We start from the raw sequence: 12756 nt of genomic DNA on the forward strand, positions 1-12756 counted from the left end.
GTCATCTGATTGCTAGCCCAGGCTCAAATCAAGTAAAATTGACTTGAACTTCCTTTCTTTTTATTTTCCTTAAATCAACGCTTTACGAAGAAGAACAGCTACACCTTCTGGTGCCCAAGCTGCAATCTTCACAGGTTTATCTTGTGAGGCTTTAATACGAATCCAACCAAGTCCTGAATAAACCACATCCATTTTATCTTTGATGGTAAATTCATGACAGACCAATTTTGGAAACTCAGCCAATTCTTTGTCACTTGGTGGTATCAAAAGACTACCAACGTGTTTGTCGTAAAAGGCATCGGCACCAGCTAATTTAGTACGGTGTAATTTCAAATTATTATCAAAATAAGCTGTGAAACCTTGTTTATCACCTGAGATAAAATCAAATCGACCCAAACCAGCCAAGAACAAAGTTTGTTCTGGATTAAGTTGGTAAGTTTTTGGTTTGATTTCTTTTTTCGGGCTGATGTATTTTAGATTCTTGTCGCCAAGGTAGTGCGCCATTTGATGACGGTGAATGATACCTGGTGTGTCAAAAATGTAAGAACCATCATCAAGTGGAATTTCAATTTTATCAAGCGTTGTTCCAGGGAAACGAGACGTTGTGATAATGTCTTTTTCTCCTGTGATTTCTTTGATAATAGCATTAATCAGTGTTGATTTACCAACGTTTGTAACACCAACGACGTAGACATCACGACCTTTGCGCAATTTTTCAATTTTTTCAATCAAGTCTTTAATGGCTTGATGATTTTGCGCACTAGTCAAGATAACATCGACTGGACGAAGACCTTCTTCGTGGGCACGCTCAGTCAACCATTGAGTGACTTTACCTGTCTTAACAGATTTTGGCAAAATGTCTTTTTTATTTCCGACAAGAAGAACATCATTGCCAGATACAAAACGTGACAAACCTGGGATAACTGACCCATTAAAATCAAAAATATCCACAACGTTAACTACAAGTGCATCACTATCCCCAACTTCGTGAAGAAGTTTCAAGAATTCGTCATCAGTAATGTGCACGTCAGTGATTTCATTGTAGTGACGTAATCTAAAACATCTTTGACAATACAATTCACCTGTCTCTAAGCCCTTTTCAAGAGCTGCTTTCGGTGTGTATCCTGCTTGTTCTTTATCTTCTGTTTGAATTTTGGCTCCACAGCCAATACATAATAATTCTTCCATTAAATTCCTTTTTGATATTGGGTTTTTCCGTATTTTTCTTCAAGTTTAGCCCAAACACGACGTTCACGCCAACGATTAATTCTAGTATTCCAAGCATCAGATTTAACCAAAGGTTTCACCAAAACAGATTGAATCTTTGCACGATGCGCCGCACGAATATCTGTCATCAACTGGTCACCAACCATGATAACTTCATCACGGTCAAATCCATAACGCTTGATGGCTTTATTAATACCACGTGTGAAAGGTTTCATTGAACGGCTAACAAAGTCCACACCAAAGCGTGATACCGCACGATCAACACGTGAATAACTGTTATTTGATACGACAACCACAGAAATATCAGCCATGGTCATTTCATCCAACCATGCCCTAACTTCTGGTGTTCCATCTGGGTTATTCCATGCAATTAGTGTATTATCTAAGTCAACTAAAACGGCATGAATCCCATGTCGCAACAAATCATCTGCTTTTAAATCATAAACTGCCTCAACCACGAAGGTCGGCCTATAATCGTCTATACTCAAATTACTCTCCAAAAAAATATATTTTACTATTTATTTTAACATATTTGCCAAAATATGGCGAATTGAAAAATGCTTCTATATTAGGATTTTTTCACTAAAAAGCTGGGATAATCCTTTCTACCCCAGCTTCATAGATGTCTTATTCTTTCGGGTCAATATTTTCAAATTTCAAATCTGAAACATTGACTTTAACACTAATTTTATCGTTAGATTTGAGATTCAGTAATTGTTCCAAATCCTGACTAATGTATTTGGCTACCTTTTTCTGATATTTTTCTTGCTTCATAACGTCATTACTTGTTTCATAGATAGCAGTTTGGCTTTTCTTATCCAAAAATTCCATTGCTTTTTTATCCGAAGTAACAACATCAACTGCTTTATCAACAATTCCAGAAGAAGCTTTTAAAATCTCAAGTTCTCCTTCTTTTTGTGAATCCACTTTTACAGTTAAAGGATTTTTGAACGTCAAAACATTATTTTTGATGTCAATATCGTTTTTAGAGATATCTGCCAATTCTAGCTTAAATTCTGTTTTTACAGGAATTTTCACTTCCAGTTTACGACTAACAATCAAATCAGCAATTGTCTTTGTCCAATCTGGCCAATCTTTTGTTGTATTTGAATTAAATCTTTGAGTTTGCGTAGTCTCTGCTGCTGCCTCAGCCACAAGTAATTCATTTTTCTTTGAGAAACGTTCGACAACATGTTCATATTTAGCTTCTGTATCACCTTCAAAGATTTTTTAAAACCAATTGTTACCTTTCAAATAAAAGACAACAGCTGCAATGACAGCAAGGATAACTAAAATTCTAGCAATTTCTTTTCCTAAAGCTTTTCCGATACTCTTCATAATTATTTTCCTCCATTTTTAACAAATTTCATTATAAATATCGCAATAAAGCTTGTCAATGACTTTCTCAAAATCTGTCAAAAAAAAAGAGGTGAGACGAACCCGCTCAACCTCATATTTGATAATATCTAAGCTTCTTTTTGTTTACCATCAACAACTCGTAACAAAATGATAAGTTGGATAACAGCTAAAATTAATAAGACGATAAAGGCGTTACGTGACCCTTTAGCAGTTGCTGCAGAGAAACTAATGGCAGAGTTTGTTTGACTTAAAGCGACAATTAATGAAGCAATCGTTGTTCCAACGGCGCCTGCAAATTGTTGCAAAGTATTAAAAAATGCATTGGCATCTGCTCGTTCTTCAAGAGTGACTTGCTTTTGACCATTAGTCATAATATTACCAAAAGCAATTCCAGTCCCTGCCATTGAGATAATGTAGAAAATCATCAGCCAAGTATTTGACAAATGACGGCCAAATACACTAAAAAGATAAAGAGCAAGAACAAGCATACTTACTCCAAAGATAATCGGTTTTTTCGCTCCTAAGCGGTCTAAAATTCGACCGCTAAATGGTGCAAAGCAGGCACCAATAATTGCTCCTGGAAAGACTAAAAGACCTGCGACAGTTGAACTTGAATGATTTACTAGCTGAATGTAATTCAGGATAATAAAGGACATTCCTAGATTGACAATTTGAAACAGGAAGAAAGCAATAACATGTCCAGTAAATTTACCATTTTTAAGAATAGATAAGTTAACAATTGGCTGTTCTAGAATTGAAAACAAAAAAACACGGCAAATAACTATCACCATGTTTTTAAGTATTATCGTAATCGTCTGCGTAATGTTATTAAATCTCTTAGTGAGATGAGAAGTACAGCAACGATAGTCAGTAACATTCCAATAAAATCCATTGGGTAAAAGACATCATGCATCAGGATAACTGTGAACACAACAGATGAAATCGGCTCAACTGCCGCTATCAAACTTCCTTTGACAGAACCAATAATTGCTGTTCCCATAAAGAATAAACTGTAGTTAAGAATTGTCCCGATACCAATGATACCAAAGAGTCCAATCAAGTTTCCTTGATTTAAAACAAGTGGGTATTGCCAAGCCTGCGTTGTAAAAAATGAAATTGCCCCACCCATGAGCATCCCAAGTCCAATGACTGGGAAACTACCATATTCACGGACATATTTTGCTGGCAAAACAACACAAAAAGCTGCTGTGACAGCAGAAAGTAGACCAAAGACAAGTCCTTTAGGAGTAATCGCTAAACCATCTAGACGACCGTGTGTCACAATGATAAAAGTTCCTAGCACAGCACAGAAAATGGCTAAAAACTCATTGATTTCTGGAATTCGTCTTTCTTTTAATGCGACAAAAAATAAAACAACAATCGGTGACATGTATTGTAAAACCGTCGCTGTTCCTGCATTGGTATAATCAATTGCTACTAAGTAAGAATACTGGTTCATCAAAAAACCGAGAACTGCAAAAAGCAAAATTCCTACAAGCGCTCCTTTTGAACGCAAGATTTTCACCAAGCTCTCTCTATATTTTGTAGCAGCAATGGCTGTCAACACAGTTCCAGATATCAGCAAACGCATGCTAATCAACTGACTAACATTCATTCCACGAGACATCAAAAATTGCCCGCAGACCCCAGAAAGTCCCCAAGCAATCCCTGCGATGAATACCATGATGCTTCCTTTAAGATTTTTATTCATGTTATTAATCACCTTCTCCAATAATGTGCGAGTACCAGTATAACACATTTACCAAAAAGACGTCATGACCCTAACACCATATTTTTATAAAATAATATTTCTAAAAATTCTTTATTACACGAATACTAAAAAAGTTATGACTGCACCTAAGCAACCATAACTTCTAAATCATTATTGATGTATTTGTTTATTCACCACAACCAAATCACGTAGCGAAATCAAAATAACTGCTGCAATAATGAAAATCATTCCAAGAAAATCCATCGGGTAAAAAATTTCATGCATGACTGTTACTGAGAAAAAGACAGATGAAACTGGCTCGATGGCTGCAAGTAGACTTCCTTTGACTGGGCCGATAATACAAGTCCCCATCAAGAACAAACTATACGCAAAAACTGTACCAACGATGATAATTCCAAACAGACCTAGCAAATTCCCAGGATTTAGCACCAACTTATATTGCCATGGGTTTACCAAAATTGGAAAAGCAACGCCACTCATGATCATTCCAAGACCAATCACTGTGAAGCTACCATACTCACGAATTAATTTCGCCGGTAAAATAATATAAAACGAATAAGTTACCGCTGAAAACAATCCCCAAGCAAAGCCACATGGTGTGATAGCTAGCCCATCAAGGTGCCCATGCGTTGCAATGATAAAAGTTCCTAAAACCGCTAAGATAATCGCCAATATTTCACTTCCTCTTGGCAGTTGTTTCTTTCTCAAAGAGACATAGGCCAGAACAAGAATTGGCGCCATATACTGTATAACCGTTGCTGTCCCTGCATTTGTGCTTTCAATTGCTCTTAGATAAGCATACTGATTCATCACAAGCCCAATCAGTGAAAAAATGGCAATACCACCAAGTGCTTTTAGTGACGTCACAGCCTTCAAAAACGTCTCACGCTGATTGAGTGCTGCAATAGTCGTCATTATCACACCAGCAGTAATTAAACGCACGCAAGACAATAAGTCGATATTCATTCCATGAGCCATCAAATATTGCCCAGAAACCCCAGAAATCCCCCAGAATATCCCTGCAACAAGAACCATAATAGTTCCCTTAAACATCTTATTCATCTTAACTCCATCTACCTTACCAAATAAAATTCAGCTCCAAGTATAAGACATTTAGCAGCTAGAAAACACACCCATTCTCACACTTTTTGTAAAGTAATCTTTCTAAAAAGTCTATCAGTTTTGTGCATTATAAAAAAACCAGCACTTGCTGAGCTTTTGACTAACATCTGACCGTGTACTAACTAAAAAAATCACCCCGAAGGATGATTTTAAATGATTTTAGTCTTCTTTCAATTTTGCCAACTCTTGTGCCAATAATGTAAGGGCAACTTGTGGGTTTGCTTTACCTTTTGTGGCTTTCATCAAGAATCCAGTGAAGGCTTTGTCAGCATTACGTTTACCTGACTTGAAGTCAGCAACGGCAGCTTCATTGTCTTCAAAGACTTGGTGAATAATTGGAATAAGCACTGCAGGGTCAGAAATTTGAACCAAACCAGCTTTTTCAACGTATTCACGCGCAGAACCACCATTTTTAGCCAAGTGAACAAAGACTTTCTTGGCAATTTTTGATGAAATGGTACCATCAGCAATGATTGCAAGCATTTCAACAAGGTTTTCTGGTGTTAACAAGATTTCAGAAAGTGTTTTGTTTTCGCTGTTAAGGAATTGAGCCACTTCACCTTGCAACCAGTTAGAAACGTGTTTAGCGTCACCACCAAGAGCTACTGCACTTTCAAAGAAATCAGAAGTTGCTTTTGTTGCAGTTAATTGAGCAGCATCGTAAGCTGTCAAACCAAATTCATTGATGTATTTAGCACGACGTTCTTTTGGAAACTCTGGAAGAGTCTGACGCATTTCTTCAATCCATTCGTCTGACACTTCGTAAAGTGGCAGGTCTGGTTCTGGGAAGTAACGATAATCTGATGACCCTTCCTTAACACGCATCAAGATTGTTTCACCAGTTGATTCATCGTAACGGCGAGTTTCTTGTTGAATTTGACCACCTGAACGAAGCACTTGCGCTTGACGTTTTTGCTCATAGATAAGCCCTTTACGCACGTTGTTAAATGAGTTTAAGTTTTTCAATTCAGCTTTCACACCAAATTCTTCTTGACCATATGGACGAAGAGAGATGTTGGCATCCACACGCATAGAACCTTCTTCCATTTTAACGTCAGAAATACCAGTGTATTGGATGACTTCTTTAAGAGCTGTTAAGTAAGCATAAGCTTCTTCTGGTGAACGCATATCAGCTTCTGAAACGATTTCAATCAACGGCACACCTTGACGGTTAAGGTCAACATAGGAATAACCATCAGTACCGTGAGTGTTTTTACCAGCATCTTCTTCCAAGTGAGCACGTTCGATACGAATTTTCTTAGTTGAACCGTCTTCAAGTTCAATTTCAATCCAACCATTGTATCCAATTGGTTCATCAAATTGTGAAATTTGGTAAGCTTTTGGATTATCAGGATAGAAATAGTTTTTACGGTCAAAGTGCATATTTTGGTGAATATCCATGTTAAGTGCCAAGGCTGCTTTAATACCAGCGTCAATAACACCTTTATTCATCACAGGAAGAACACCTGGAAATGACCAGTCGATAACATTTGTATTGGCATTTTGTTCATTACCAAAATGTGCTGATGTCGGTGAAAAAATCTTTGAATTTGTATTTAACTCAACGTGGACTTCAAGCCCGATGACTGTTTCAAAGTTCATTATTTGTCACCTCCAAAAATAATCGGTTGTTGTTTATGATAATCAGTTGTTGCTTCAAAGGTTGCAGCAGCTTGATAGATTGTTTCTTCACTGTATTTTGGACCAATCAATTGCATACCAACTGGAAGACCTTGAGCAAATCCTGCAGGAATTGAGATACCTGGAAGACCAGCCAAGTTAACAGGAATTGTCAAAATATCAGCCAAGTACATTGCAACTGGATCATGGTTAAGTGAATCCAAATCAAATGCAACGCTTGGTGCTGTTGGACCTAAGATGAGGTCGTAGTCAGCAAAGATTTTTTCGAAATCACGGATAATCAATGTACGAACTTGACCAGCTTTTTTGAAGTAAGCATCATAGTAACCTGAAGACAAGCTAAATGTACCAAGCATGATACGACGTTTTACTTCATCACCAAATCCTTCGCTACGAGTGTTCACGTAAATATCTTCAAGGTTGCTATAGTTTTCAGTACGGTAACCATAGCGGATACCATCGAAACGTTGCAAGTTTGAAGAAGCTTCTGATGAGGCAATGATGTAATAAACCGCTACACCATATTTACTGTGTGGAAGGCTAACTTCTTCAACAGTAGCTCCAAGTTTTTCAAAATGTTTTGCAGCATTAAGAATTGTTTCTTTAACTTCTGGGTCAATACCTTCACCAAGATATTCTTTTGGAAGAGCAATCTTCATGCCTTTAATATCTTGACCGATTTTACCAGTAAAATCAGGAACTTCACGATCAGATGAAGTTGCATCTTTAGCATCGTGGCCAGCAATCACATTCAACAATTGCGCATTTTCTTTAACAGTTTGGGCAAATGGACCAATTTGGTCAAGTGAGCTACCAAATGCAATCAAACCAAAACGTGACACACGACCATAAGTTGGCTTCAAACCAACGACACCGTTGAAGGCTGCTGGTTGGCGGATAGAACCACCAGTATCAGAACCAAGTGACAAACGAACTTGACCTGAGGCAACAGCTGTTGCAGAACCACCAGATGACCCACCAGGGACTTTAGTTTGATCCCAAGCATTTTTAGTTTTCTTGAAGTATGATGTTTCAGTTGAACCACCCATGGCAAATTCGTCCATGTTTGTTTTACCGATAACCACCATATCTTTGCCGTAAAGTTTTTCAACAGCAGTCGCATCAAAAATTGGTTCGTAGTTGTAAAGCATTTTAGATGCAGCTGTAGTCAAAATACCACGTGTTGAAATGTTATCTTTAACAGCCAAAGGAATACCAGACATCACATTATCAGCATCGATTCCTTTTTCATCGATAGCTTTTGCTTGTGCAAGCGCAGCTTCTTCAGAAACAGTGATGAATGAATCAACAGCTGCTTCACGTTCTTTAATATCTTCAAGTGTTGCTTTTGTTAATTCAACTGCTGAGATTTCTTTATTGACAAGAAGATTGTGCAACTCATCAATTGATTTTGTATTAAATGACATTATGCATCTCCTCCGTCTTCTAAGATAGCAGGAACTTTAATATAGTAATTTTCAGATTGAGGCACGTTTTTAAAGAGCTCATCGCGATCGTCACCAGCTACTGCCACGTCTTCGCGCATAACAGTCTTACGATCTGCCATTGTCGTTGTTACAGGGACACCCTCTGTATCAACTTCGTTCAAGAGTTCTACCATATCGACAATCTTAGACAAAGTTGTCGCAAATTCTGTTGTTTCTTCTTCAGAAAATGACAATTTTGACAGATTTGCTACATGACGAACTTCTTCTTCAGAAATTTTCATCTCTATCTCTCCTTGATTAAATTAAATCGTAAACCAAATTTACAATATAGTCCTTAAAATTATACCACAATTTAAGACTCTTTAACATGTAAAAGAAAGTGAGAAAGCTCCTTCCAGAGAATTTTTCACACTTTTCTTCTAAAGCAAAAAAAAAGTGGTCATCCACTTCTTTCAACTTAAATAATCTTTGCACCTAAAACATTTTTGAAATGATTTAAAGCAAACTGATGATTTTCTTGTGTTAAGCTTGCTACTGCCGCAACAGGAATCTCAATATCATACCCAAGATTATAGGCATCAATAGCTGTGTGTAATACACAAATATCCGTTAGAACACCTGTCAAAACTACTGTTGTGATACGACGTTCACGGAGTCGAATATCTAAATCAGTCCCTGAAAAAGCTGAATAATGACGTTTATCCATCCAAAAGACACGTTGATCTGACTGGATTGTTTCATACAAGTCGGCTAGTTTACCATACAAATCACGTCCACTTGTCCCCTTGATATTATGTGGCGGGAACAATTTTGCTTCTGGATGAAAATCATCACCTTCATCATGAGCATCAATGGCAAAGAAGATATAGTCTCCAGCTTCATACGCTTCTTTAGTTACTCGGACAATATCATCTTCAATAGCTTGCGCTGGTTTTCCAGCAGTCAATTTACCATCGTCAGCTACAAAATCGTAGGTATAATCAATTGAAATAAGAGCTTTTGTCATTAATTATATTCCTTTAATTTGTCGAAGATACCTTCATTGATGACTTTAAGGTATGTACCTTTCATACCCAATGAACGGCTTTCGATGATACCTGCTGATTCCAATTTACGAAGAGCATTAACGATAACTGAACGTGTGATACCGATACGGTCAGCGATAACTGATGCAGTCAAGCGACCTTCAGTTCCGTCCAGTTCACCCAAGATAGCTGAGACAGCTTTCATTTCTGAATAAGAAAGAGTATTGATGGCCATGTTAACAGCTGTTTGTTTACGAATAGTTTCTTCAAGGTTTTCAGTTTGAAGGTTAAGTAATTGGATACCAACTACTGTAGAGGCAATTTCAACAAGGATCAAATCATCTTCGGAGAACTCTTCATCATTACGCCAAATGATAAGAGAACCAAGGCGCATACCACCACCATAGATTGGGGCGATTGTTGTCAATCCATCAGGATAGATATCTTTTGATTCAACTGGGAAAATTGTCAAATCATTATCTACAGACAAGTTAGCTTCAGTATCGTAAACACGACTAGCCGCTTTCACATAACTTTCTGGGAATTGTTTTGCTTGAAAGAATTCCTCAACACGGTCAGTATTAGTTTTGTATTTCATTGCATAACCAAGAAGGGTTCCTCCCCCATTGATGATGCAAGAGTTACAATCAATAATGTCAGCAAGTTGAGCGGCCATTGTGTTATATGGCAATTCAGTATCTAGGCTGTCAACAGAGCGTTGCAAAATTGATGTAATCTTACGTGTTTTTTCTAATAAATTCGGCATTTTCTACTTCCTTTGCGTTATTTGCGTTACAATTATATCAAAGGAACCCTTATTTTGCAAACAATTATCAGAAAATTTCTGTATCTTCTGATATTTTTGTAAGCGGATACTTTTTGACCTGAATTTAATTAAAAAAATCATTAGAATGTTCGCTTTTAAAGCCTTATCAAGCTAAAAAAGCGATATCATTCTAATGAATTAATCCTTAACGTTTGTACTGACTAAGAACGCGTGTTAGCTTCTCTTGAACCTCAGCTAATTCTTCAACACGTGGCAAATAGACAATTCGGAAGTGGTCAGGTTCATTCCAGTTGAAACCTTTACCTGGAACCAACATGACTTTTTCTTGTTTTAGCAGTTCTAAACAGAACTGTTCATCGTCATCAATTTGATACATGTCACGGTCGATTTTAGGGAAAATGTAAAGTCCTGCTTCTGGTTTCACTGCAGACAAACCAGGGACTTCATTTACTGCTTTATAAATGAAGTTACGTTGTTCATAGATACGACCACCAGGAATCAAAAGTTCATCGACTGATTGATAACCACCTAGAGAAGTCTGAACAACATTTTGTCCTAAGACGTTTGCGCAAAGACGCATATTGGCTAACATGTTAAGTCCTTCAATGTATCCTTTAACGTTTTGTTTTGGACCTGATAGGACCATCCAACCAACACGAAAACCACAAATTCGGTGTGATTTTGATAAACCATTCATTGACACACAGAAAACATCTGGTGCTAAGCTAGCAATGGCAGTATGTTTTTTGCCATCCATAACCAAACGGTCATAGATTTCATCTGCAAAAATAATCAAGTCATTTTGACGAGCAATTTCCACGATTTCTTTCAAAAGGTCATCGGGATACAAAGCACCTGTTGGGTTATTTGGATTAATGATGACAATGGCTTTGGTATTTGATGTGATTTTGGATTTGATGTCATCAATATCAGGATACCAATTAGCTTGTTCATCACAAAGGTAATGAACGGCATTTCCCCCAGCAAGGCTGACACAAGCTGTCCATAATGGGTAATCAGGCATTGGCACCAAGACTTCATCACCATCATCAAGAAGGGCTTGAAGTGACATTGAGATAAGCTCAGAGACACCATTTCCTAGATAAATATCATCGATATCCACATGTGGAAATCCTTTTAACTGACAGTATTGCATGATAGCTTTACGAGCAGAAAAAATCCCTTTACTATCAGAATACCCTTCACTATTACGAGCGTGAGCAATCAAGTCACGGATAACCTCATTTGGGGCTTGAAAACCAAAGGCAGCTGGGTTTCCGGTATTAAGGCGAAGAATTTTCTCACCGTTAGCAATCATACGATTGGCTTCATCAAGAATTGGCCCACGAATATCGTATGCAACATGTTCTAGCTTTGAAGATTTATCAAATATTTTCATAGATTTTACCTCGTTTCAAACATTATAAACTTTCCTTTATAATTTTTCAATCCAAGAAAGGTTCGTTAATCGTAAAAAATAATCAAGATAACTGTCATCAGCTGCCAGCTCTTTTTCAATTTTCCGAACGCTAGTTGTATAGTCTGTAATAACACCGTCTGTACTCGTTTCTAAATACCTTTCAATATCGTCTCTAGAATTGATTGTCCAGACGTAGATTTTCTTACCATTTTGGTGAGCTTTACGCGCTAGAAGTTCATTGTAAGAGAAGTCTTCAATTGCATAAAAATCCACTTTTTGACTTGTAAAATCACCCAGTTGGAAGGAAATGGTGTGACCAGACTGAATAGCAGAATCAAGCCTTTTGACCTTCTCAATGGTTTTCAAGTCAGATGACATAACCAGATAAGAAGAGGCAACATGCAACTCCTTCATTTTATCCACAAAGAGTTGCTCATAATTGTCAGGTTCATTTCCAGTTGGTTTCAACTCCACCAACAACTTAATACCTAGTTGTTTCGCCTTAGCCACATAGTCTTCAAAAGAAATCAAGTGTGACTCATGACCATTTTGTTTTATCTTCAAACCAAGGATATCTTCAGCTTGAGATTGAGAAATCGTAATATTTTTCCCTGTCAGACGTTTAAGATTATCATCATGACTGACAATAAAATGACCATCTTTTGATAAGATAATATCTAATTCTGAATAAGTCGCCCCTGCCTTGGCAGCTGCTTCTAAAGACTCTAAAGAATTTTCAACACCTTGAGAAACCATGCCTCTGTGTCCGATAACGGATAAGTTTTTTGAAGGTCCTCCAGAAGCTTTCAAAGCATTGTATGTAAAATTAATACCACCAATAACTAGTAAAAGTCCAGTCAAAGCTAACATGCGATGTTGCTTTTTATTTTCTTTTATCGGCAGCTTTTGAGAAGCTTCGTCGTCAAAACCTTTTAATAAATAGGAAAGAAAAGCTAACTTGAAGACCAAACGTCCTGCAAAAAGAACACCCCAAA

At 37.4% G+C, this 12756-nt stretch carries 12 protein-coding genes and 1 pseudogene; all 13 read right to left on the reverse strand.

All coding sequences use genetic code 11. From position 1 onward, the window contains the following. Positions 1 to 69: 69 nt before the first annotated feature. Positions 70 to 1188, reverse strand: a complete 1119-nt coding sequence (gene yqeH, locus STRINF_RS09660) for a ribosome biogenesis GTPase YqeH (protein ID WP_006532950.1) — start codon at positions 1186 to 1188, stop codon at positions 70 to 72. Further along, a complete protein-coding gene (locus STRINF_RS09665) occupies positions 1188 to 1715 on the reverse strand; it encodes a YqeG family HAD IIIA-type phosphatase (RefSeq protein ID WP_174221229.1) in 528 nt (175 codons plus the stop codon). Before STRINF_RS09665 ends, yqeH begins: the two co-directional genes overlap by 1 nt. A 139-nt stretch (positions 1716 to 1854) precedes the next feature. Beyond that, entirely contained in the window at positions 1855 to 2382 is a 528-nt protein-coding gene (locus STRINF_RS09670) for a hypothetical protein (protein ID WP_006532952.1), read from the reverse strand. A gap of 311 nt (positions 2383 to 2693) precedes the next feature. Beyond that, positions 2694 to 3329, reverse strand: a pseudogene (locus tag STRINF_RS09675) (MFS transporter); the annotation flags it as partial. 59 nt (positions 3330 to 3388) lie between these two features. Further along, the gene (locus tag STRINF_RS09680; RefSeq protein WP_043878461.1) at positions 3389 to 4297 is read right to left on the reverse strand and encodes a DMT family transporter; all 909 of its coding nucleotides are present in this window, start codon (positions 4295 to 4297) and stop codon (positions 3389 to 3391) included. Positions 4298 to 4468: 171 nt separating this feature from the next. Beyond that, positions 4469 to 5380 carry a DMT family transporter gene (locus STRINF_RS09685; protein ID WP_006532955.1) on the reverse strand — a complete coding sequence of 304 codons (912 nt, stop codon included), beginning with the start codon at positions 5378 to 5380 and terminating at the stop codon, positions 4469 to 4471. A 219-nt stretch (positions 5381 to 5599) separates the two neighbouring features. Next, positions 5600 to 7042 carry an Asp-tRNA(Asn)/Glu-tRNA(Gln) amidotransferase subunit GatB gene (gene gatB / locus STRINF_RS09690; RefSeq protein WP_006532956.1) on the reverse strand — a complete coding sequence of 481 codons (1443 nt, stop codon included), beginning with the start codon at positions 7040 to 7042 and terminating at the stop codon, positions 5600 to 5602. Next, positions 7042 to 8508, reverse strand: coding sequence for an Asp-tRNA(Asn)/Glu-tRNA(Gln) amidotransferase subunit GatA (gene gatA, locus STRINF_RS09695; protein WP_006532957.1), 1467 nt, complete (start codon positions 8506 to 8508; stop codon positions 7042 to 7044). The genes gatB and gatA overlap by 1 nt, the downstream gene beginning before the upstream one ends. Further along, positions 8508 to 8810, reverse strand: coding sequence for an Asp-tRNA(Asn)/Glu-tRNA(Gln) amidotransferase subunit GatC (gene gatC, locus STRINF_RS09700; protein WP_006532958.1), 303 nt, complete (start codon positions 8808 to 8810; stop codon positions 8508 to 8510). The genes gatA and gatC overlap by 1 nt, the downstream gene beginning before the upstream one ends. Before the next feature lie 176 nt (positions 8811 to 8986). Continuing rightward, entirely contained in the window at positions 8987 to 9535 is a 549-nt protein-coding gene (locus STRINF_RS09705) for a cysteine hydrolase family protein (protein ID WP_006532960.1), read from the reverse strand. Further along, positions 9535 to 10320: a GTP-sensing pleiotropic transcriptional regulator CodY gene (codY, locus tag STRINF_RS09710; RefSeq protein ID WP_006532961.1), complete on the reverse strand. Its 786-nt coding sequence runs from the start codon at positions 10318 to 10320 to the stop codon at positions 9535 to 9537. The genes STRINF_RS09705 and codY overlap by 1 nt, the downstream gene beginning before the upstream one ends. A 205-nt stretch (positions 10321 to 10525) precedes the next feature. Next, positions 10526 to 11740: a pyridoxal phosphate-dependent aminotransferase gene (locus STRINF_RS09715; protein WP_006532962.1), complete on the reverse strand. Its 1215-nt coding sequence runs from the start codon at positions 11738 to 11740 to the stop codon at positions 10526 to 10528. Between the two features lie 36 nt (positions 11741 to 11776). Further along, positions 11777 to 12756, reverse strand: a 980-nt coding sequence (locus STRINF_RS09720) for a glycerophosphodiester phosphodiesterase (protein WP_006532963.1), incomplete at its 5' end; no start/stop codon positions are given.

This window comes from Streptococcus infantarius subsp. infantarius ATCC BAA-102 (assembly GCF_000154985.1).
GTDB classification, from domain to species: Bacteria; Bacillota; Bacilli; order Lactobacillales; family Streptococcaceae; genus Streptococcus; species Streptococcus infantarius.